Below are 21,346 nucleotides of genomic sequence, written 5' to 3' on the forward strand. Positions count from 1 at the left end.
GGATGGTGTGCATAAATGTTGGATCTGAAGGTAACGGCTAAAAAGAGTATTGAACTGCAACAAACACTCTCAGCCGACTCGCAGTCTGAAACTAAAGTAGAGTTTGTCATACCCAGCAGTATAGATCTGGGCGACACCTTTTCGGCTGGGGATTTCTTCGATAAATCATTTACTCAGATTCGCCGTTTCCACAAAGGTAAAAGCATTAGCTTAATGTTGCTCTACATTAAGATCTTGGAAAAAGAACAGCTTCCTTACGAATCCTACAAGACCTCGATCAGTTTGTTTGCTTATCTGTTTATTAATGACATTCGTTCATTTAAAACCAATCAAGAAAAAGAAGAGCAGGCTGTAGAAGAGATCATCGAGAAGGCGAAGGGGCACTCTAACATCCTGACCTCATTTCGTCGTTTCTCTCTTGAAGATGACCAAAAATTTGAGCGCTTTCGCAAAGTCGATGCGATTCTTTCCTACGAGTTTGAACAATATCTTCTTCGTCAGACTGCCACTTTACAGAATATCAAAGGCGCTACAGCAGCAAGAGATTATCTTGCCCAGCTCTCAATGTCAGAAGATGAGTATCGCGTAACGCAGATGTATGAGGGGATATACTCGGTTAAAAGCGTAGAGGCTGAAGACCAAGAGAAATTGACCCGTGTATTCAACCAAACTGATCTGCAAAAGAAATTGCTAGAGCTTCCGCTTCGTGTGCACAGTAGCAGTAAGAGAGTAGGGGAAAAAGAGCGTTACCTTTCTCTTGCGATAGCGACAGGCTTAATCATGTTGGGCTTTAGTGTGGTTATCTTCCAATTCCGCTTAATGGGCTTAGATACCGACTTGCAGTTTGTTCTGGCATTTGCCGCCCTTTATGTAGTTAGAGATGTATTTAAGGAAAGTATCAAGGCGTGGGTGTTCGAGAAAATCATTCGCAATAAGCCAAGGGTTGTTTCTTGGTTTGGCATGCCGGATAAAAAAACCGGTATTGGAACAGGCGAAACTTGGTTCAACTCTCAACCTAATTCGAAAGTCGCGATTGCTAACCGTGAAAACATTTCTTTGTTCTTCAGAGAGATCGTGAGCCTTAAAAACTTTGAGTACAATGGGTTTAAGAAGATCAAAACCAATACTACCATCGATCTTGGACCGATTATGCGCTGTTTTCCAAGTGAAAATAGAGATATGTACGTGTATTCAACAGGCAATAAATCACGCAAGGTGAGTATTTCTCGTCGAGGCCGTATTGAAGTGAAGATTCATGAAAAGAAAATCGAGCCAAGTGGAGTTAAGGAACGAACCGCACGTTACCGTGTCACTTTTGATCGAACTAAAATCATTAAGCTAGAACCTCTACAATAATAAGCAACTCATGCTAGATCTTACCTTTGAACAGTGGGCGCTTATTGCGGATATTTACACTCCATTACTTGCGTTGTGGAGTGTACGCTTAATCCTTCGTGAGCCTGCACAATCTCGAAAGATAAGTTTAACTGCGTTAATGGTGACTATCTGTATTGTCTATGTATCAAGAGCTATTGATGAATGGCTAGGAATTTGGCCTACATTTGGCTCTGATTACAGCACGCATACTTCAGTGGCATTGGCGTTAGTGGTGCATATAGCAATAAAGGTTGGAGTACGAGGAAAGTTGATAGCTGTGGGTTCTTTGCTGGCTTATTTGCAACTGATGAATCATCAGGATTACCATACCTATCTAGATATGATGTCCACTACCATCTACTTGCTTCCGTTGTTTTGGGTTAGCTGGTTACACTTTGGCACTAGAGAAAAATCACCTTCTAGAACGGTTGATTAACCATAAACCACATGTAAGAGCCTTCTTCAGACACAGCGTAGTCGAGTCGAACTACTAAACCGGCTGCTAGAGCCCTTACTGCAACGCCCCCATCAACTTTCATATCCGATGTGAGGTCGCCTAAATCGTAGCTCGGTGCCACTTGACCTACTTCGGCAAATGCGACAAGTTGAAACCAATCGATATTTAAGAACCTAAGCCAAGATACGTCTTGAACCGGATTATAACGAAGGGTGTATCGATACTCAGCTGTACCATATAAGCTGGCTTTATCATGAAAACGGTTCGAGTCGAACCCCCGCATGCGGTCATGGCCACCTAAGGTTGCGCCTTCGTTATAAGGTGGCGCGTCTTCAACGATCTTTCTTTGCCCATCACTGTCTACTAAATTCCAAGATGGTGAGTAGCCCGTCCAGAAGTTAAACGCAAAGATACGCTGCCTCGCCCAATCACTTTCGCCGATTGACAAGTATTTGCTGATATCCAGTTCTACAAAATCCCAAGTACTGTCGGGAGATATAATGTGTCCTTCATAGGAGTAACCGATATATTGGCGACTACCCATTGACGGGTTAGGAGCAAAATCGGTGTTGTCGTATTGAACGCCAAACTCGAAAGCGCTCATATCACCTTCTCGCTCGTCCCCATTTTCATCTTCATAAGATTGATAGCGGTTAAACTGGCGAAACAATAAGATAGTGGTTCCCGTTTCTAATGGGTTCCAATAGGTACTTGTTGGCCCATTGACTAACAGGCCGTTTCTTAAATGATAATCGCTGGTGGCTTTTTCTTTTGCTGAGCCCATTGGTAGAACGTATTCCACCTTGATATCCAACCAATTGGAGTATCCGTCCCCAACAATATAATCATCAGGACTGGATCCTGAACTGCCCCATCTTGGGTCTTCAAAAGCAATGTTGCCGTTGGTATAGGCTCTTTGTTCAGGAAAGTAAGCGTACATACCGGCTATCGAAATAAATGCGCGATCTGCAAACCAAGGACGGTAGTTCCACAGTCCTGCAGAGACACCATAGCTGTCAGCACCAGTCCAACCTGTCCCACCTAGCACCATTTGTTCTTGTCCAATACCCTGAACGACACCACCCACACCGACATTAAATCCCATGGTATCGGTAGAGAAAAAGTAGGGGAGAACCATCGCATTCTTAGTACTATCCGCATTCTCTGCTCGAGTGATGGTGTACTTCATCCCAACTGGGGTAGCGGCATAGGCACAGTTAGAAAAAACACTAACTGCAATCAATGAGTGAGTAGCCAAACTAGGTACTCGTTTTAAGAAAGGCTTTAACATTTGTTGACTGAGCATCCTGCTCTTTATAGAAATTGTTCGTAATAACGCTAGCTTACAAAGAATTTACAAAATGTTAAAGATATGTATCAGTAGACTGTGGTCAAACGAAGAGTTTTTAGCTGTTTTTGGACAAAAGAGAAGCAGTCTGAGAGATCACTTCTCTTTTGATGAAGGTTTACAGCCAGAATATTGAAGCAATAAAGGTTAAAGCGCCAATACAAGCGATGTTAAGAATGATACCAACACGCATCATTTCTTGTTGCTTGATGTGGCCAGATCCAAACACGATAGCATTTGGCGGAGTCGCAACTGGTAACATAAATGCACAAGATGCAGCGACCGCGATAAGCACCGAAAGCACCACTGGTGACATGCCAAACACCTCTGCAACTGTGGCAAATATAGGGATCAGAAGCGCCGCACTGGCGGTATTACTCGCAAACTCGGTCAAGAACACAACAAATAGTGCAATAATAGCGATGATGAACAAGATACCAAAATCAGAAATTAAGCTACTTAAAGAGTTAGCCAAGAACACGCTAGTGCCTGTTGCTTTAAGTACGTTGCTTAAACAGATACCCCCGCCAAATAAGATGAGTACGCCCCAATCAGCGGTTTTTTCAATATCTTTCCAATGAACGACTCGAGCAAAACTCACCAAAACAATTGCTGCTAGCGCCACTACGGTGTCGAAGCTTGAAATACCGCCAAGCATTGCATTGATAGGCTTGCTGAAAATCCAACAGAATACGGTCAACGAGAAGATAGCCAGTGTTACGATTTTGCCTTTGTCCCAGTTTACCGGCTCTTTATTAAGCTCAAAGGTGCCTTCAAGGTTAGGTTTTAGGACAAAATAAAGGGTAACGACAGCCAGTGGTAACATGATCACGGCAGCAGGGATACCAAATGCCATCCACTCAGTAAAGGTGAGCCCTACTTCAGCGGCTGCGATAGCATTCGGAGGCGAACCCACGATAGTGGCAATGCCGCCAATGCTGGCACTGTAAGCCACACCAAGTAGCACAAACACATAAGTATTGCGTTCTTTATCAGCATCCACTTTGCTAAGAACGCCCAATACAAGGGGTAACATCATAGCTGCTGTTGCAGTATTACTGATCCACATAGATAAGCCTGCAGTCACACCAAACAGCATGAATACCGCAGCACTCATCTTGCCTTTTGCCAGAATGAGTACCTTATCCGCGATGACCTTATCCAAGCCTTGTACATGCATAGCTGCAGCGAGGGCAAAACCACCTAGAAATAAAAATATGATGGGGTTTGAGAAATTGCTTAATGCCGTTTGTGTATTGAAGATATCAAATACGACAGCGAGTATCGGTACCAAAATAGCGGTAATGGTAACGTGCAAAGCTTCGGTTAGCCAAAGAACGGCAATGAATACCAGAATGCTGATACCTAATACTACTTGAGGCTCAAAGGGTAAAGACTTGTATAGTGCAAAGAAGAGTACAATATCGGCAAGGATAATCAGGCTGTTACGGTTAAAAAACCACTCCCGAGTGTTCGTAGGGAGAGGGACACTATCATTTCTATTCATATTATTATTTCCTCAATAGCGCATTCTAGTTTCGATTATGAACAAGAATTCGTTGCAGAACGAAGAGTAGGGATTACCACTTTTGGGTTAATAAATGGTCACACGTTTTGTTGGGATTTGAAATGAAGTTATTGCTGGAATGTTAACCACATCAATGGTGTGGTTATTTTATTGTGCTACATCGGATTGGCGTCACAATAGAGGTGTAACAAGCTGAATTTATTGCAAAATGATGGAGGAACAGAGTCGCCATTCTAGATATCCCGTGATAAAAAAGGAGTGGTTCCCACGGACAGGCTTCCACTCCAAACGGACAAACTGTTTACTCAGTTATTTTATTTTAGCTATTTTTCATGTAGTCGAGCATCTGTGTTTTGTAGACATCGCTGTTACCACCAAAGATGGCTTGCACGCCTGTGCCGACACGAACTACCCCTGCCGCACCCAACGCTTTTAGTCTTGCATCGTCAACTTGGTCTTGATCTTTCACCTGCATTCTCAATCGAGTAATGCACGCATCAGCAGAAACGATGTTTCCTTTGCCACCAAAGGCTGCAACCAATTCTTTGGTGAAGTCATCACCTTGCAGTGCGTCTTGCGTTTCTTCAGTCACGTCTTCACGGCCTGGTGTTTTCAGATCGAAGTACTTAATAAACCATGTGAATACTGCGTAGTAAACTGCGGCATAACCTAGTCCAAGAGGGATGATCATCCAGCCTTTAGTTGAAATGCCGTAGAAGGTAACGTAATCGATAAGACCCGCACTAAAGCTATAGCCGTGCTTAATACCAAGAATGATACAAAGCGGGTATGCCAGTCCTGCTAAGATAGCGTGTACTGCATAAAGAGCAGGTGAGATAAACAAGAATGCAAACTCTACTGGCTCGGTAATTCCGGTTAGGAACGAGGTGAGAGCAGCAGATACCATGATTCCCATAACTTTGACGCGGTTTTCTGGCTTAGATGCACGGCCAATAGCAATAGCAGCCGCAGGAAGACCAAACATCTTAAATAAATAACCGCCTGCTAGGTTACCGGAATTTGGGTCACCAGCGAAGAATCGAGGGATCTCGCCATGGAATACTTGACCGGCGGCATTGGTAAAGTCACCAGCCTGAAGCTGAATAATAACGTTAATAACGTGGTGTAAACCAAATGGGATCAGTGCGCGCTCTGCAGTGCCATAAGCCCAGAATGCCATTACTGGGTTCTGCTCTGTTGCCCAATGACCAAAGGCATCAATGCCTAAACCGATGGGCTGCCAAATAAAGGCTAGAACAATACCAAGTAATAACATCGCAAATGAGGTGATGATAGGAACGAATCGCTTACCCGCGAAAAAGCCCAGATAAGCGGGCATCTTAATGGTATAGAAGCGATTAAACATATAGGCACCAACAGCACCAGAAATGATACCGCCTAATACGCCCATGTCTATGTGGTCGACTCCCAATACGCCAGCCATAACCTTTAAGGTCGCGATCAAAACGTAGTAGCCAATACCTGCGGCGACCGCACCTACACCGTCATTATCGGTAAAGGAGATTGCGACACCTAAAGCAAAAATGAGCGGCAGGTTTCCAAATACGGCCCCACCGGCTTCAGCCATAAGCTGTGAAACTATTGGTGGAATGATGTCAAAGTTAGCTGAGCCAATACCTAGTAAAATACCGGCTGCTGGCATGGATGCTATAGGCAGCATAAGTGCCTTACCAACCTTGGAAAGGTTGGCGAAAAAGTTACTGAACATGTGATTACCCTAATATTTTCTATTTTTAGGGATCGAAAAGTAACGTGTTCAATACCATAACTCAAAATGTATTAATGAAAACTAACTCTCTGAATTTTATATGCTTATAGTTTCTGTTGATAACGATTATAAATTGAATTTTCAAATAGGGGAGAGCCGGTTATCTTCAATCCTTGAAGAAGAACCAAGCTCTAAAAAGGGAGGTGATAATTAGACTATCTGCGTTTTATAAGGGGGGGGGGGGGATGGAACATAAAAACACAGATAAATTAATTATCACCTTAAACTGGTTAGCCGTAATGCAGCCGATAACTTGATAATGACGATAGACAAACGACTCTAGAATCACGGTTATTATTTAATTGTGCTTCTATTTGACTAAAAGCGAGTGTGATAATTTTTTGTCGAATTGCTTTCATAACCGTCACCTCAGAGGTTGCGTTGTTAGTGAACACATTCAGTATCGCTGTTCTAGAGAATTTTAAAACAGATAGGAATCTAAAAAAATGTTCCTTATATTGTGTAATTGCCTTCATTTATGGCTCGATTACGCTATTTTTAGTGTAAATAAGGAATGTTAATCATATGGATGTATCATGAAGCCGATAAAACTTGTGAGATTTTTCGCTCGACTTGAGTCGTATTCAGTACATGAAGAGAACGCGGTACTACTCGATGAAGTATCAGAACTCTTATATACAACAACGCGTTATGCGCGCACTTTGCTAGGTGATATGCAAAGAAATGGTTGGTTACAATGGACACCAAAAACCGGAAGAAATCAGCGTTCAATTCTTAAAAAACTATATTCCGAAGCCGAAGTACGCCGTCAAATCGCCTTAAACTTTATTTCTCAAAAGCAGTTTGAAGAGGCTTTAGAGGCCTTGCAGGATAATCAGCAAATATTTGGTGAATTACTGAAACAATCTTCAGGCGCAGGCTTGCATAACGGATTGTTGCACGTACAACTGACTTACAATCGTACTTTTAGCGCTCTTTATCCTCACAACATTTTACGAAACAGTGAACGCTTCTTTGTACGTCAACTCTATTCTTGCCTGGTTAAACAGGATGCCAAAGGGAACACTACAGCCGATATTGCGCATCATTGGCAAATGAGTGAAGACGGCAAGGTATGGTCATTTTATCTAAGGCCCAAGGTTCAATTTCATGATGGCAGCCCAATTCATGGACAAGCGATTGTCGATCTTTTCAATGCCTACAAAAAACGAGATGGCTACAAGCGAGATTTATGGCATCTTTTGCGAATAGAATCGCCTCAACCTAGAGTGGTTAAATTCTACTTAAGTTCCGAGGATATAGATTTTGTATCAAAATTGGCGGACGTGAAATATTCTATTCAGCCAGTGAAACAAGTCACCAAGAGTATTTCAAAGCAGACAGCGGTGATTGGATCTGGTCCTTTTAAGTTGCTCGAACAAAGTGATAAATGGCTAAAGCTAAGGGCTAATGAGGCATTTCATGGTTATCGTTCACTCACTGATGAACTGACAATTTGGCATGTGAAGTCCCAAAATGGCGGTGAATCGTACAGTCATAAACTGTTGTCTAAACAAAGTGAAGATGAAGAGGAAACAGCGGTACAACCCACAAAGCGGTTGTGTGTTGAAGATGGATGTTTGCTCACGGTATTTAATCAAAATGCAGCTAAAAAGCTACCTACAGAAACACGTCGTTGGTTAGTTCATGTGATGCAAGGCGAAGCGCTTTGGAAAGACATAACTAAAAACAAAGTGCCAATTAATCTTGTGGCCGCTGAGAATTTCTACCCTTTTTGGAAACCATGGAATTCAGTAGCAGCAACGAAACCTGCAGAAATAAATCGTTTATCTATTCTTATTTACAATCATTTTGGGCTTAAGGTATGTGCACAAGCCATAAGTAACGTACTTGCTAAACATGGCATTGAGGTGGACATTGAAGAGGTACCGATTGAAACCTACGCCAAACTGGCTAAGGGTGATGGCTTTACTCAAGACATCGTGTTAATGAATTTGTTGTTGGATGACAATCTGCCAACGTCAGCTTTGTTGGCGTTTCAAAGTGATATTGCATTTAGAAGCTGTCTGGATGCTAAAACAAGTGATTGGCTGGACACAAACTTAAGAAAACTGTGTGCTGATGCTCAATCGACGCACTACCTTGAACGGTTAGAATCAATTGGCAATTACCTGATCAGTGAAGCAATAGCCAAGCCATTGTTTCATCACATGCAGTCTATGAGCTTTCAGGACATGTTTAGTGGTGTTGATATGACCCCTTGGGGTTGGCCTGATATTCAACAAATCTGGTTAGAAGATTAACACCAACAAGAAGGAGTGAAGCGAAGATTATGGCAACAGAATACCTAGCAGATGTTATTGATGGAAAAAAAGTTATTCAGCGCTTGGACGTATCTGACTTGAGCGAGGGAGAGCATACCTTTTGGTTTAGGATATGCAGTAATGCATTAGGTCAATGGTTGCATTTACCGGTGATGGTATACAAAGGCAGCAAGCCCGGTAAGCGTTTCATGATAACCGCTGGTGTACATGGTGATGAATACAATGGGGTGCTAGTAGCGCAAAAGGTAGCTTCTCAATTGGCGACGGCTGATATCTCAGGTTCGGTGGTGATTGTTCCGACAGTGAATTTGTCAGGGATGCTTAGTCATAGCCGAGATTACAGTTCAAACGATCCTGATCACTCTACAGCCAATCTCAATCGATTTTTTCCAGGGGATAAGAATGGCAACGAGGCACAGCGCTATGTTTATCAGCTATGGAATCATTTGTTAAAGCCGAATGCCGATCTCGCCATAGATCTTCATACTCAGACCAGTGGCACGATTTACCCATTATACGTATTTGCCGATTATCGTCTCACTGATGCGCTCAAGATGGCGCGTCTAATGAATCCTGATGTCATTTTTGATGATCCTGGTGATCCGGGAATCTTAGAGACCGTTTGGAATCGACATAACATTCCATCCATCACGGTTGAGGTTGGGGTCGGTCGGTACAGTGACTATCCATTAATTGATCGCACTACAAAAGGTGTGCTCAATGTACTGAACAATTATCAGGTATTGATAGACGACGGTGCAGCGATGGAAATGGAACCACCATTCCTTGAAGGTAAAGATCTTATCAGCATTCGCGCAGAAACCGGTGGATTCTATCAGCCCCAGGTAGAGTTACTTCAGCCGGTAAAAGAAGGAGACCTTCTATCCATCCAAACAGACTCGTTCGGTAAAGAGGTTAAGCGGTACTATGCACCAAGGTCGGGGGTGGTTTTGAGTTTGAATGTCGAACCTATGAGAGCAACCGGTGCTCTTATTGTTCGCCTTATCCACTAACCAACTCTTTTATGAGGTTCGCTTGGCGCCAATAGCTAAGCGTCTTTTCATTGACTTCCCCATGCTCACGAGCACATCTAAGCATCGCTGTTTGAAAGGCTTGACTGAGTTCTATTTGGTCTAAGAGTGCTAGGCTTCGTATGATACGGCTGATTCGAAGGTGATTATGGTCAGTGGCTTTTAACCATGCATGGTCGCGTATGTTGAGGTCTTGTTTAGGAACAATAGAGTTCCCAAAAAATCGCATACCAAAAAAGTCGAGCATCATGCCTAGTGAATGAAGCTGCGCCTCACGTAGCACTTCACAAGTGCTGAAGTAATCCTGCGTTGATTGACAGACAATAGGGCTATGGGGGTGAAAGCGACTTGGGGTATCAATAGGAAACAACCATTGAATGTATTCATGGTCGTACTCTAACCAGAATGAGTCCAATGCCCAGATTTGTTCAATTCTTCTTCCTTTATGGTCAGCTTTTAAGCCGAGCATGAACTGACAAGCGGTTTTCATTGTGTTCTCAAACTACCATGTAAAATAGCCCTACTTAGATCGTAGTGCAAAATAAATGAATTGCGTTAATGCTAAACGTTGTAAGTTAGAATATCTATTCATAAGCCGAATGAATAACAAAGACTTACAAAATATTACCTAGCCAATATGCAACTCGTTTTATCTCATCAATTAAATAGTATACACATTCAATTACTCCTAATTTTCATTGCGGTATGAATTAATATCTTGTGACATCATAGGGGCAATTATGCAGTAATGAAGGTCCGTCATTTGTTTATAGATATTATAACGAACAATGCCTTGTAGTTGAGCGAGGCTATCTATTACGGCTTATCAGTAGATAGGTACTTTGGCTATTTGTCATTAGACGGGCCTAAAGCCCATTAAGATTAATGATAACGTGCACTGCTCATTACGATGGGTAAACTTTCACATTTACCGACATAATATTCAGGATGCAATGCGCTTTCTCAGGTGGTGCTTTTAGAATGCCCCTCTCCACTAAATATTTGTTACAAAATATTTCGGTGTGAATTTTTGAATATAAAGGAATGAATTAGTCATGAAAGATTCATTTAATAAATAAATGTTTCATCTACTTTGCACCTAACTGTCATCTAATTTGATTAACTTTCTTCGCAGTTTATTAGCCAACAGGAAAGTAAAATGAAACTAGTTAAGACTGCAGTAGCTACTGCGTTAATGTTCTCTGCAGCCGTTTCAGCAATGGATTCACGCTATCAAGACCGCACAGGAAACTTAGTCGCGGATGTTCCTCAAAACGAAGCTGAATGGGTAAACCCTTCTACTCTTATCTTTGCTTACACTCCGGTTGAAGACCCTGCGGTTTATGCTGATGTATGGAGCGAATTTCTTGAGCATCTAGAGAAAGAAACGGGTAAGAATATCCGGTTCTTCCCTGTGCAGAGCAATGCAGCTCAAATTGAGGCAATGCGCTCTGGTCGTCTGCATATTGCTGGTTTCAATACTGGTTCTACGCCGCTTGCGGTTAATTGTGCTGGTTTTGCTCCCTTCACTATGATGGCAGCAGAAGACGGTTCTTTTGGCTACGAGATGGAAATCATTACTCACCCTGAATCTGGGATTGAGAAAGTTGAAGACTTAAAAGGTAAGAATCTAGCATTTACAGCTCAAACTTCGAACTCTGGCTTTAAGGCTCCCTCAGCAATATTAGATGCAGAATATGGCATGAAGCCGGACGTAGACTTTAAGCCTGCGTTCTCTGGAGCGCATGACAACTCTATCCTAGGCGTGGCACATAAAGATTATGATGCAGCTGCGGTTGCTAACTCAGTACTAAATCGCATGCTCTCTCGTGATGTAGTGAATGATCAGCAAGTCAAATCAATTTATAAATCACAAACATTCCCTACCACTGCTTATGGAACAGCCCACAACCTAGATCCAGAGCTACAAGGAAAGATTCAACAAGCGTTTTTCTCTTTCGACTGGCAAGGGACTAAATTGCAAGAAGAGTTTGAGCGCAATGGTGAAGCACAATTTGTTCCAATTACATACCAAGAGCATTGGGAAGTCGTTCGCACCATCGATACCGCAAATCAGGTTTCATACACCTGTAGCTAATCCAATATAACGTCCAACTATAGGGCCCAGTATAGAACTGGGTCTTGCTTCGCACTCTATAATTTCCATCCAACCTCCCCAAAGGAAGGTCATGTCTACACTAACTCTAAAAGGCTTAACCAAACACTACTCTTCGTCTGATAAGGCGCTCACTGACGTCAATCTTATCGTTGAACCCGGTGAGGTTGTGGGTTTAATTGGCCCGTCAGGCGCGGGTAAATCTACCCTGATTCGCTGTATCAACCGACTTACTGAACCTACTGATGGGCAAGTGCTATTTTCTGATAGAGATCTAGTCACACTCTCAGCATCAAACTTAAAGCACGCTCGCCGAGAAATTGGGATGATATTCCAAGAATACGCATTAATTGAACGTCTTACCGTGATGGAGAATGTGCTGTCAGGCCGCCTAGGTTATGTGAGCTTTTGGCGCAGTTTCACGCGTCGTTATCCAAGCAAAGACATACAAGAAGCTTATGCACTGTTAGATCGCGTAGGCTTGTTAGAGCACGCTAATAAACGAGCAGATGCGCTCTCAGGTGGTCAGCGCCAGAGGGTAGGGATTGCAAGAGCGTTAGCTCAAAAACCTAAGTTATTGCTTATTGATGAGCCTACCGCTGCACTTGATCCAAGAACGGCTCGTCAGATCATGCGCTTGATCAGTGAGATTTGCGAAGAGCAGCAACTTCCAGCCATCATTAATATTCACGATGTTGAATTGGCCAAACGATTTGTACAGCGCATTGTTGGGCTTAATGCAGGTCAGGTAGTGTTTGATGGAAAGCCTCAAGAGCTTGATGAAAGGGTATTGACCAATATCTATGGTCAAGAAGACTGGAATGCGACCACGGAGCAAGAAGCTGAGCCTTCGATGAATACAGCGATATTTACTGAGGCTATAGCATGAGCCGGAGTTACCCTAGTCAGTGGAAGAAGCCTCCGTTAATTTCAAATGCTTGGGTTCGCTATGGCATCACGGCATCTGTAGTTATCTACTTATATCTGTCGACGCAATCCATCAATATTAATTGGATACGTATTTATGAGGGAAGCGAACGAGGCTGGCAGTTTATTGTAGCGTTCATGAATCCCGATTTTGCTGGGCGCTGGGACAATATTTGGCAAGGCTTAGTTGAAAGCTTAACCATGACCCTAACTTCAACGGTAGCGGGTGTGATCCTGTCTATTCCTTTTGGGCTGGGAGCGGCAAAGAATCTAGCACCCAAACCCGTGTATTTCTTTTGTCGCGGATTTGTGGCGATCGCAAGAAGCTTTCAAGAAATCATCGTAGCTATCTTGTGTGTGGCGTTGTTTGGCTTTGGCACATTTGCCGGTTTCGTCACCCTAACGTTCGCGACTATTGGCTTTCTCGCCAAGCTATTCGCAGATGAGATCGAAGCAATAGACCCCGCTCCTTTAACAGCGATGCGTGCAACAGGAGCGAGTTGGTTACAGCAGGTCAACTATGCAGTCCAAGCTCAAGTGATGCCTCGTTTTATTGGATTATCCATGTATCGATTGGATATCAACTTCCGTGAATCAGCGGTAATCGGCATCGTAGGTGCGGGTGGCATTGGTGCAACCTTAAACACAGCTATGGATCGTTATGAATACAGTGCTGCAGCGGCCATCCTTTTGATCATTATTGGCATCGTGATGGTTTGTGAATACATCTCAACCATCATTCGTCAACGCGTGCAGTAGGAGAGAATACAATGAAAAACTTACATTCGATGCCTACTGTTTGGCAAAAGTACGATCAGAAACAGACCATCACGCAATGGGTGTGCTGGTTGGCATTTGTTGCTTTGGTAGTGTTTGCTTGGCAAGTAATGAATCAAGATACCATTTGGTACTTTATTACTGACTCTCCAAATCAAATTGCTGATATTGGCTCTCGCATGTGGCCACCAAGGTGGAGTTACTTAGAACAGATTTGGCTACCGTTATGGGACACGCTTAACATAGCAACCTTAGGAACCTTACTCGGTATTGTGCTCGCGTTCCCCGTTGCGTTCATGGCGGCAAGAAATACCACGCCGAGTGTGGCCTTCGTGAGACCCATTGCGCTGTTTATCATTGCAGCGAGCCGCTCGATAAACTCACTAATTTGGGCGTTACTTTTGGTCGCTATTCTAGGGCCTGGATTACTTGCTGGTATTATTGCCATTGCACTTCGTTCAATTGGCTTTGTATCCAAACTTATGTACGAGGCAATAGAAGAGGTGAATGACACACAGGTATCTGCTATTCGAGCAACAGGTGCATCCCCTTTGCAAGTGCTTGATTACGGCGTGTTACCTCAAGTGATGCCTAGTTTTATCGGCACGAGTTTATTTCGCTGGGATATTAATATTAGAGAATCAACAGTACTAGGATTAGTGGGAGCAGGGGGCATAGGCCTGAAGCTTCAAGAATCTATGGCAGTATTAGCTTGGCCGCAGGTCACGGTAATTTTCTGCGCAATTTTGGTTACGGTTGTCATATCAGAATGGATCTCAGCTAAAGCGAGACATGCTTTGATTTAATCTTGAGAGGATATGAACTATTAGTGGGCTACTTTTTGGAATAGCCCACTAATGAAATGCTGTTACTCAAACACTGACAATGCACGAGCCTTGGTACAATCTGCTGGGAATTGATTTTGTACTGCATCAATAGATGAACACACTGTTGCTAATGCAGTATTGTTATTCCAGATGAATAGCCCGCCAACAATGATTACCGCTGCGATAATGATCAGTTTTTTCATGTATTTATTCCGCTTTATATGAAATCTGTTTAAAGGATAGCCCAAACTTTCCTAATAACCTCATATGAAAACAAAGGTTTAGGAACTGAAGTTTATTGCATAGCATGCTACATCTCGCAAACCACGTCATTGCCGAGGTCTCTTATGAGCAATCTGAGCGGTGTGCGAATTTAGATCTCCGATAGGAGCACTCGGAGATGACGGGCTTTACTCTTTGTGTCCATGACTCTTGCAAACCACATTGTTGCGGAGGTCTTACTCTCTGTGTCTCAGAATGTCCCAAAAGGCGTCATTGCCGAGGTCTTTTATCGGCAATCTGAGCGGGGTGCGAACCTAGATCTCCGATAGGAGCACTCGGAGATGACACGTTTTACTTTATGCGTCTACAATTCTCCCAAACCACGTCATTGCCGAGGTCTCTTATCGGCAATCTTAGCTCTGTTTTTCGATAACTAACATTTAAGCTTACACGTGTACGCTAAAAATGGCATACTCATTATCCGAGAAGTTAACTAGTGTTGTGTCATGTCTAATGTAGCAAGCAATCAGTACAGTAAAAATGAAGAGATCGCTAATTCAGTCACTCATGGGGCAGGGATGATCTTTGGCATTGTCGCACTTGTGTTGTTGTTACAAAAATCTCTGTCTCATCAGGCAGATACCATGACCATAGCCAGCATGGCAATTTATGGCTCCAGCATGATAGTGCTGTTTCTTGCCTCAACTTTGTACCATGCAGTACCTCATCAGGGTGCCAAGCGTTGGCTTAAAACCTTTGATCACAGTGCGATATATTTGTTGATTGCCGGTAGCTACACTCCTTTCTTATTGGTGAGTTTAAGAACGCCTTTGGCCATCGGATTGATGATTGTCATTTGGAGCATTGCCATTCTTGGTATCGTAATGAAGCTTGCGTTTGTCTATCGCTTTAAGCGTTTCTCTCTGATTAGCTACATAGTTATGGGTTGGTTATCGCTAATTGTGGTTTACCAATTGGCTCTAACCTTGCATTCCGGCGGTTTGGCATTGTTGGCGGCTGGTGGATTGATCTACTCGCTAGGCATTGTCTTTTATGTCAACAAACGAATTCCTTTTAATCACGCTATTTGGCACTGTTTTGTGTTAGGTGGTGCTGTGTGTCACTTCTTAGCTATCTATTACTACGTTAAGCCCGTCTAATCGTCATACGTTATTGATCAATATAGTGTTTTATCCTAGTTTTTAATTAGGGGGAATCACTATGTCGAAAGCTAAAAACAAGATTACAGCGCTGACCACGCTTTCTATTGTTGCTCTGTTATCAGGCTGTCAATCTGAGCCTAATCAACAAGCAGCTATGGAAGTGCCCAGCGATCCTATTCAAAAAATGGTGTTTGAACAAATATTAGAACCGGAAGGATTGACGGATAGAAGCTATCCATTTGAATACGGCTATGCCGATCTTAATGGAGACACGGAAGACGAGGTTTTTGTATTGATGCAAGACCCATACTTTTGCGGAACAGGAGGTTGCTCTGCATACCTCTTCAATTCTTCGTTTGAAAAAATGAGCAAGTTTACCGTTGTCAAAAAACCAGTATTGATTTCGCATACCGATACCAATGGTTGGAAGAGTATAACGGTGTGGAGTGATGGGTCTTTGCGTTTGTTGCAATACGATGGTGAGTCCTATCCAAGTAACGCTTCAACTCAGCCAATATTTAATCGTGATGCAAGAAAGCGAATGGCACATGATCTTGCAGTGAAAAGCGATCTCTATCTTGATGGCGGCTATGAATTAACAGAACGTACCGACCTTCCCATTTTTACGCCCATAGATCAGTTTAGTTTTCAGTTTAAGCGTGAATCTGATCCCGATAGTGTATTTGTAGTTAACGTAAACACGCTAACAAGTGATATCTTTTTTAGTAAGGAATAAATCACACAGACTAAACTGATGGCGAATCCTGAACATAAAGAACAACTCGATGGGTTAGATAAGATAAGCGTAGTGTCCTATAGGCTGGGCATTACGTTATTTGCTTTGTCATTGCTCTCTTTGTTTAGCGCAGAATTGCTGTGTGTACTTGAGGTGAAGTTTGCTCCATTCTTAAGAGAGTGGAGCCTTAATCTCATTGCAGTGTCAGCCGCTCTTAGTGCCGCTAATATTCATGTTTATGACAAGAAGATTCGCTCAATCATTACATGGTCGAGTTGGATAGGTTTAACCCTATTTATTGTTATACCCACCAAAGAATGGCTGTATCTTGGCTTTATGTTCATTACCTTTTCTGGCATAGCCTTGAAAGAATCCTATTGCTTTAAAGTCAAAGGGCTTAACCTTATACCCCTGTTATTAATCTTATCTGTTCTAGTACTTTGGATGAAAGAGCCTACGATACTAGCGCCATTAGCAGGTCTTAGTGGTCTAATTTATGCCTTACTAGCCATAGAAAAATGGAAGATGCCACTGCATTTCGATATTGGTAAAAAAGCCAATTATCAGATTTGACACTAGTAGGATTGGTTAAGTTTATCTTGGAGTATCTTCAGAGCATATTTGTAAGTCCAATAACACCAGTAGTGCGCATATTTCCCTAACAACAACACGCACTCATTGCTATAATCGAGCCAAACCAAACAGAGCAAGCAGCACATGAGCATTAACAGAGAAGAGCTACAAAACAATCCATTACACGGTCTTAAACTGGAAGACATGGTTCAAGAACTGGTTGATCATTACGGTTGGAACATTCTGGATACTGCGATGCGTTTTAACTGCTTTCATACCAACCCATCTGTAGCCAGCAGTGTTAAGTATCTTCGCAAAAGTGAATGGGCGAGAGAGAAGTTAGAGGCGTTTTACTTGTCTCGCTTCAAACGTATGCCACGTCCAACAGAAGAAGAGAAAGAAATGCCACCAAGAATGCGTACCTTCGCTAATGGTATTGAGCCTAAAGAGCCAATGGAACTGACAGTAGATTCTATTTTGGCATCACAAGCAAAAGCAGCATCAGCGTTCAAAGAGAAAAAAGCGCAAGAGCGCAGAAATCGCTCTCGCCGATAGGTGACGCAGCGGTATTCGGTTTTTTTCTTGTGACGAGATGCCTGAGAATAAACACAAAATAGCACTCTATGGGTGCTATTTTTGCATTTGTAGCACGTATTTCTGAATTTTTTAACTAAACCATATAGCGCAATCGTTTGCGTGTGTTGGTTATTCCATATGCGAACGCGGAATAGCAATGTGATCTATCGCACGTTTCTGGATTGAAAATAATTGTTAGGCCTTAATATATGTTTTTATTCTGCGGTCACGAAGAATAGTGTTCTTCGCTGATACGTAGAGGCGCATCGCCTAAGAGTAGTTAAGTGGAGGGTGACATCCTTCGAAGCTTAATGAAAGGAGCCGATGCCGAAGCAATGTTGATGGTCACTCGCATTGCTGGGGTTGTTCTTAATAAGAATAACACTGTCATCTTTGACTCCGGTCGGGATGGGGAGCTACAACAGTCATGCGCTTGCATCTTTTCTATTGCTTTAACGCCCGTCTATTGTCCAGCAGTGCTCACTAATACAGCCTTCCTCTAAATCGATTATTTTTCTTTTTTTGGAGTATTTTACGAATGGCTGATTATGGATTGTTATCCATCGTTCCCGCTATATTGGCATTGATTCTGGCGTTCACTACGCGCCATGTTGTTTTGGCCCTTGGGGTTGCCGTGATTAGTGGCATGTTGATTATCACCCAGGGAAACCCAGTAGATACGGCGTTAATGTTCCTAACAGACGGTCCGTTTGCTCAACTCGCCCAAACGACTAATGCGCAAATCATTATTGTGATTACCATCATCTCTGGTTTTATCTACCTAGTAGAACAAAGTGGCGGGATGACTGCATTTTCAACAATGGCTACACGCTATATTTCATCCCCTTTAAAGGCGCAAGTGGCAACTTGGGCAACAGGCATCGGCGTGTTCTTTACCGACTCTGGTAATTCACTAATTTTAGGCCCGATGTTCTCACCCATCTTTAGCAAGCTAAAGCTAAGCCGAGAAAAACTTGCCTTTATTATCGACTCCACCTCATCACCTGTGTGTGTGCTCATTCCAATCATCAGCTGGGGAGTATACTCGCAAGGCTTGATTGAAAATGCTTATAGCAACATGGGCCAACAAGTGGACGGCTTCACTACCTTCTTGCAAGTGATTCCGTATCAGCTTTATGCTTTATTGGCGCTGTTCAGCGTACCTGTGTATGCGATGCTCAAAAAAGACTGGGGCCCAATGGCAGAAGCAGAAGCCAAAGCACGCATGTCTTTAGAAGTTGAAGAAGTACAACAGCAAAGCACTGAGGGCAAGTCAGCATCTATGACGTTGATTATTCTTCCGCTAGGGGTACTGTTTGGTTCTTTGATTGCTCTGTTCACATACAATTACCACCTGCATGGCACTATTAATGGACCAGTGATTCGCGCAAGTCTAGGTACGAGTTATCTGATTGCTTCAATTACTGCCATTGGTTATTACGCCTACACCAAGACAATGACGGCTTCCACCGCGTTCAACACCTTTGTCGCGGGTATGCAGCGCATTATGCTGATTTTGATGATCTTGCTATTGGCTTGGACATTGGGTGATATCTGTAAAACATTAGGGACAGGTGACTACATTAGCCAAGTGATGAATGATCGCCTGCCAGTATTCTTGTTACCTGCGATTATTTTCATTATTGGTAGCTTTATTTCGGTAGCGACGGGCTCATCGTGGGGCACATTTGCTATTTTGATTCCTATTGCGGTACCGGTAGCGTCTGCGTTAGGTGCTGACCCAATTATCTGTATTGGCGCGGCGTTAAGCGGTGGTATGCTAGGTGACCATACGTCGCCTATCTCTGATACGACGATTTTGAGCTCTATGTCGACAGGGTGTGATCATGTCTCTCACGTACGCACTCAGTTCCCATACGCAATTTTGACTGGTGTTACAGCATCGGTTGGCTTTATGCTGGCAGAGATAACTCGTAGCCCATACACAATTCTAGCGGTAGCAATACTTCAGGTTGCACTGATTACCTTTATGGTGCGTCGACAAGGTAAAATCCAGCGTGTCGCACCTGCTGTTTAAGAAGGAATTTTAATAAATGAAAACACTATTTTGGCTTCGCGATGAAGTAAAACCAGGAGAACGTCGCACTGCACTGACTCCGTCTGGCGCAAAAGCGTTGATTGAAGCCGGTGCGGAGATCGCTGTTGAGCACAGCGAAACGCGTATTTTCCCAGATCAAGCTTATGCAGATGTGGGTTGTCAGTTGGTGGACACACATTCTTGGGTTGATGCTCCAGAGCACGCTTACATTCTTGGCCTTAAAGAGCTAGCAGAAGAAAACTTTGCTCTTAAGCATAAGCACATTTACTTTGCTCACGCGTTTAAAGGGCAAGACGAAGCTGTTCAGATCCTGTCACGTTTCAAAGAGGGCAGTGGTCAGGTTCTAGACCTTGAATTCTTGCGTGATGAAGAAGGTCGCCGTGTATGTGCTTTTGGTTACTGGGCAGGGTATGTGGGTGCGGCAATCGGTCTGTCTGCTTATGTGCATCACACACAAAGTAAAGAGACCTATCCGGCGGTTGAAAGCTATGCTGATCGTTCTGCGTACCTAGCGGTATTGAGTGAGCAGTTAAAGAGCGCTCAACAAGCACCGAAAGTGTTAGTGATAGGTCAGTTTGGTCGTTGTGGTAAAGGTGCAATGGATTTGTTCACAGATCTTGGTCTTCAAGCGCAAGGCTGGGATATAGAAGAAACTAAAGCGGGTGGTCCATTCACCGCAATTAATGACTTCGATATTTTGGTGAACTGCGCATATCTTGCTGAAGGTACACCACCATTCCTTACTAAAGAAAGCCTAGGTGAATCACCACGCTTAAGCATGATCAGTGATGTGAGTTGCGATCCAAACAATCCTGATAATCCAATCAGAATCTATAACCAGTGCACTAAGCTAACCAAGCCAATCATTGACTCTATTGTTGAAGGCGTTCGCGTACAAGCCGTTGACCACTTGCCAACTGTACTGCCAAAAGAGAGCAGTGAAGATTTTGCAGGTCAACTTCTGCCACATTTAGTTGATTTGACTAAGGGTAATGACCCTCAGGGCATCTGGGCTAGAGCCGCGGATTATTACGATTCTGCTGAACAGTCTGTTTTGGACAGAAAATAACGAAACTTATGTCGTTTCTATAGTAAGAGGTAGGCAATGAGCCTACCTTTTTTTTATTCGGGTCTAAATAACTTTGCCTCGTAACGACTTCGTGGTTGCGCGCTTCTTTTTACCTTCAAGGCGTCGGGTTTTAGATGCTTTTGTTGGCCTAGTTGGGCGGCGTTTTTTCTGTACAACCATTGCCTTCTTTATCATCTCTACCAGTCTATCCAACGCATCTTGACGATTCTGCTCTTGAGTGCGATAGCTCTGCGCTTTAATAATAATTACACCATCACTACTAACACGACTATCAGAGAGGGCTAACAGCTTTTCTTTATAAACTGAGGGCAGAGTAGAACGCTTGATATCAAAGCGTAGATGTATTGCCGATGAAGTTTTAATCTCTGAGATACTAGAGCCCCAATAGCAGAAGGTGGCGCAAATTGATAAATATCGCTCTAGTCAATGTGCTATAAAACCTGCTTGTTTCGAGGGAGTATTTCT

The 21,346-nt window shown here is 43.1% G+C and carries 20 protein-coding genes and 1 riboswitch; of the genes, 14 read left to right on the forward strand and 6 right to left on the reverse strand.

The genetic code is table 11. The features are described from left to right. The first annotated feature begins 15 nt into the window (after positions 1-15). Positions 16-1,356 carry a hypothetical protein gene (locus tag OCU48_RS05590; protein ID WP_141344366.1) on the forward strand — a complete coding sequence of 447 codons (1,341 nt, stop codon included), beginning with the start codon at positions 16-18 and terminating at the stop codon, positions 1,354-1,356. A gap of 10 nt (positions 1,357-1,366) precedes the next feature. Next, complete coding sequence (locus tag OCU48_RS05595; RefSeq protein ID WP_141344368.1) at positions 1,367-1,813, forward strand: hypothetical protein; 447 nt, start codon at positions 1,367-1,369, stop codon at positions 1,811-1,813. Here OCU48_RS05595 and OCU48_RS05600 read toward each other — a convergent pair. From OCU48_RS05600 to ptsG, 3 genes are all read right to left on the reverse strand, one after another. Further along, on the reverse strand, positions 1,797-3,140 hold the full coding sequence (locus OCU48_RS05600) for a BamA/TamA family outer membrane protein (protein ID WP_141344369.1): 1,344 nt from the start codon (positions 3,138-3,140) through the stop codon (positions 1,797-1,799). The two genes, OCU48_RS05595 and OCU48_RS05600, sit on opposite strands and share 17 nt — an antisense overlap. Before the next feature lie 160 nt (positions 3,141-3,300). Next, on the reverse strand, positions 3,301-4,689 hold the full coding sequence (locus tag OCU48_RS05605; RefSeq protein ID WP_141344371.1) for an SLC13 family permease: 1,389 nt from the start codon (positions 4,687-4,689) through the stop codon (positions 3,301-3,303). Positions 4,690-5,029: 340 nt separating this feature from the next. Beyond that, positions 5,030-6,439, reverse strand: a complete 1,410-nt coding sequence (ptsG, locus tag OCU48_RS05610; protein WP_141344373.1) for a PTS glucose transporter subunit IIBC — start codon at positions 6,437-6,439, stop codon at positions 5,030-5,032. Positions 6,440-7,035: 596 nt separating this feature from the next. Here ptsG and OCU48_RS05615 point away from each other — a divergent pair. Next, on the forward strand, positions 7,036-8,763 hold the full coding sequence (locus tag OCU48_RS05615; RefSeq protein WP_141344374.1) for an SgrR family transcriptional regulator: 1,728 nt from the start codon (positions 7,036-7,038) through the stop codon (positions 8,761-8,763). Between the two features lie 29 nt (positions 8,764-8,792). After that, positions 8,793-9,797, forward strand: coding sequence for a succinylglutamate desuccinylase/aspartoacylase family protein (locus OCU48_RS05620; protein WP_141344376.1), 1,005 nt, complete (start codon positions 8,793-8,795; stop codon positions 9,795-9,797). Here the strand turns inward: OCU48_RS05620 and OCU48_RS05625 are convergent. Then, on the reverse strand, positions 9,787-10,305 hold the full coding sequence (locus OCU48_RS05625; protein ID WP_141344378.1) for an opioid growth factor receptor-related protein: 519 nt from the start codon (positions 10,303-10,305) through the stop codon (positions 9,787-9,789). The genes OCU48_RS05620 and OCU48_RS05625 overlap by 11 nt on opposite strands. 669 nt (positions 10,306-10,974) lie before the next feature. Between OCU48_RS05625 and phnD the strand changes: the two genes are divergently transcribed. The 4 genes from phnD to phnE (OCU48_RS05645) all read left to right on the forward strand — a co-directional run bounded on the left by phnD (position 10,975) and on the right by phnE (OCU48_RS05645) (position 14,441). Beyond that, complete coding sequence (gene phnD, locus OCU48_RS05630) at positions 10,975-11,913, forward strand: phosphate/phosphite/phosphonate ABC transporter substrate-binding protein (protein ID WP_141344380.1); 939 nt, start codon at positions 10,975-10,977, stop codon at positions 11,911-11,913. 91 nt (positions 11,914-12,004) lie between these two features. Beyond that, complete coding sequence (gene phnC, locus OCU48_RS05635; protein ID WP_141344382.1) at positions 12,005-12,820, forward strand: phosphonate ABC transporter ATP-binding protein; 816 nt, start codon at positions 12,005-12,007, stop codon at positions 12,818-12,820. Further along, positions 12,817-13,617, forward strand: a complete 801-nt coding sequence (gene phnE / locus OCU48_RS05640) for a phosphonate ABC transporter, permease protein PhnE (protein ID WP_141344384.1) — start codon at positions 12,817-12,819, stop codon at positions 13,615-13,617. Before phnC ends, phnE (OCU48_RS05640) begins: the two co-directional genes overlap by 4 nt. An 11-nt stretch (positions 13,618-13,628) precedes the next feature. Beyond that, positions 13,629-14,441, forward strand: a complete 813-nt coding sequence (phnE, locus tag OCU48_RS05645; protein WP_141344386.1) for a phosphonate ABC transporter, permease protein PhnE — start codon at positions 13,629-13,631, stop codon at positions 14,439-14,441. Between the two features lie 62 nt (positions 14,442-14,503). On the opposite strand, the gene OCU48_RS05650 is transcribed toward phnE (OCU48_RS05645), so the two are convergent. After that, positions 14,504-14,665, reverse strand: coding sequence for a hypothetical protein (locus tag OCU48_RS05650; protein WP_167496156.1), 162 nt, complete (start codon positions 14,663-14,665; stop codon positions 14,504-14,506). Positions 14,666-15,190: 525 nt separating this feature from the next. Between OCU48_RS05650 and trhA the strand changes: the two genes are divergently transcribed. The 6 genes from trhA to OCU48_RS05680 all read left to right on the forward strand — a co-directional run bounded on the left by trhA (position 15,191) and on the right by OCU48_RS05680 (position 20,860). Next, positions 15,191-15,844: a PAQR family membrane homeostasis protein TrhA gene (trhA, locus tag OCU48_RS05655; RefSeq protein ID WP_141344388.1), complete on the forward strand. Its 654-nt coding sequence runs from the start codon at positions 15,191-15,193 to the stop codon at positions 15,842-15,844. Between the two features lie 61 nt (positions 15,845-15,905). Then, complete coding sequence (locus OCU48_RS05660; protein WP_141344390.1) at positions 15,906-16,583, forward strand: hypothetical protein; 678 nt, start codon at positions 15,906-15,908, stop codon at positions 16,581-16,583. A gap of 18 nt (positions 16,584-16,601) precedes the next feature. Then, a complete protein-coding gene (locus tag OCU48_RS05665; protein ID WP_141344392.1) occupies positions 16,602-17,156 on the forward strand; it encodes a DUF2301 domain-containing membrane protein in 555 nt (184 codons plus the stop codon). Positions 17,157-17,300: 144 nt separating this feature from the next. Continuing rightward, on the forward strand, positions 17,301-17,711 hold the full coding sequence (locus OCU48_RS05670) for a VF530 family protein (protein ID WP_141344393.1): 411 nt from the start codon (positions 17,301-17,303) through the stop codon (positions 17,709-17,711). A gap of 269 nt (positions 17,712-17,980) precedes the next feature. Further along, positions 17,981-18,159: riboswitch (Lysine riboswitch) on the forward strand. Positions 18,160-18,270: 111 nt separating this feature from the next. Next, a complete protein-coding gene (locus OCU48_RS05675) occupies positions 18,271-19,770 on the forward strand; it encodes a Na+/H+ antiporter NhaC family protein (RefSeq protein ID WP_141344395.1) in 1,500 nt (499 codons plus the stop codon). A gap of 16 nt (positions 19,771-19,786) precedes the next feature. Then, positions 19,787-20,860, forward strand: coding sequence for a saccharopine dehydrogenase (locus OCU48_RS05680; RefSeq protein ID WP_141344397.1), 1,074 nt, complete (start codon positions 19,787-19,789; stop codon positions 20,858-20,860). 63 nt (positions 20,861-20,923) lie between these two features. Here the strand turns inward: OCU48_RS05680 and arfB are convergent, their stop codons facing one another. Next, complete coding sequence (gene arfB / locus OCU48_RS05685) at positions 20,924-21,286, reverse strand: alternative ribosome rescue aminoacyl-tRNA hydrolase ArfB (protein ID WP_141344574.1); 363 nt, start codon at positions 21,284-21,286, stop codon at positions 20,924-20,926. Positions 21,287-21,346 lie beyond the last annotated feature (60 nt).

Source organism: Vibrio inusitatus, assembly GCA_024346935.1.
Lineage (GTDB): Bacteria > Pseudomonadota > Gammaproteobacteria > Enterobacterales > Vibrionaceae > Vibrio > Vibrio inusitatus.

Excerpts from the sequence above, each read along its gene's own strand:
- OCU48_RS05600 (WP_141344369.1), bottom strand. The coding sequence starts at position 3,140 with ATGCTCAGTCAACAAATGTTAAAGCCTTTCTTAAAACGAGTACCTAGT.
- OCU48_RS05675 (WP_141344395.1), top strand. The coding sequence starts at position 18,271 with ATGGCTGATTATGGATTGTTATCCATCGTTCCCGCTATATTGGCATTG.
- OCU48_RS05680 (WP_141344397.1), top strand. The coding sequence starts at position 19,787 with ATGAAAACACTATTTTGGCTTCGCGATGAAGTAAAACCAGGAGAACGT.
- OCU48_RS05615 (WP_141344374.1), top strand. The coding sequence starts at position 7,036 with ATGAAGCCGATAAAACTTGTGAGATTTTTCGCTCGACTTGAGTCGTAT.
- OCU48_RS05650 (WP_167496156.1), bottom strand. The coding sequence starts at position 14,665 with ATGAAAAAACTGATCATTATCGCAGCGGTAATCATTGTTGGCGGGCTA.
- OCU48_RS05590 (WP_141344366.1), top strand. The coding sequence starts at position 16 with ATGTTGGATCTGAAGGTAACGGCTAAAAAGAGTATTGAACTGCAACAA.
- trhA (WP_141344388.1), top strand. The coding sequence starts at position 15,191 with ATGTCTAATGTAGCAAGCAATCAGTACAGTAAAAATGAAGAGATCGCT.
- OCU48_RS05625 (WP_141344378.1), bottom strand. The coding sequence starts at position 10,305 with ATGAAAACCGCTTGTCAGTTCATGCTCGGCTTAAAAGCTGACCATAAA.
- OCU48_RS05620 (WP_141344376.1), top strand. The coding sequence starts at position 8,793 with ATGGCAACAGAATACCTAGCAGATGTTATTGATGGAAAAAAAGTTATT.
- OCU48_RS05595 (WP_141344368.1), top strand. The coding sequence starts at position 1,367 with ATGCTAGATCTTACCTTTGAACAGTGGGCGCTTATTGCGGATATTTAC.
- ptsG (WP_141344373.1), bottom strand. The coding sequence starts at position 6,439 with ATGTTCAGTAACTTTTTCGCCAACCTTTCCAAGGTTGGTAAGGCACTT.
- phnE (WP_141344384.1), top strand. The coding sequence starts at position 12,817 with ATGAGCCGGAGTTACCCTAGTCAGTGGAAGAAGCCTCCGTTAATTTCA.
- OCU48_RS05670 (WP_141344393.1), top strand. The coding sequence starts at position 17,301 with ATGAGCATTAACAGAGAAGAGCTACAAAACAATCCATTACACGGTCTT.
- OCU48_RS05660 (WP_141344390.1), top strand. The coding sequence starts at position 15,906 with ATGTCGAAAGCTAAAAACAAGATTACAGCGCTGACCACGCTTTCTATT.
- OCU48_RS05605 (WP_141344371.1), bottom strand. The coding sequence starts at position 4,689 with ATGAATAGAAATGATAGTGTCCCTCTCCCTACGAACACTCGGGAGTGG.
- phnC (WP_141344382.1), top strand. The coding sequence starts at position 12,005 with ATGTCTACACTAACTCTAAAAGGCTTAACCAAACACTACTCTTCGTCT.
- phnE (WP_141344386.1), top strand. The coding sequence starts at position 13,629 with ATGAAAAACTTACATTCGATGCCTACTGTTTGGCAAAAGTACGATCAG.
- OCU48_RS05665 (WP_141344392.1), top strand. The coding sequence starts at position 16,602 with ATGGCGAATCCTGAACATAAAGAACAACTCGATGGGTTAGATAAGATA.
- phnD (WP_141344380.1), top strand. The coding sequence starts at position 10,975 with ATGAAACTAGTTAAGACTGCAGTAGCTACTGCGTTAATGTTCTCTGCA.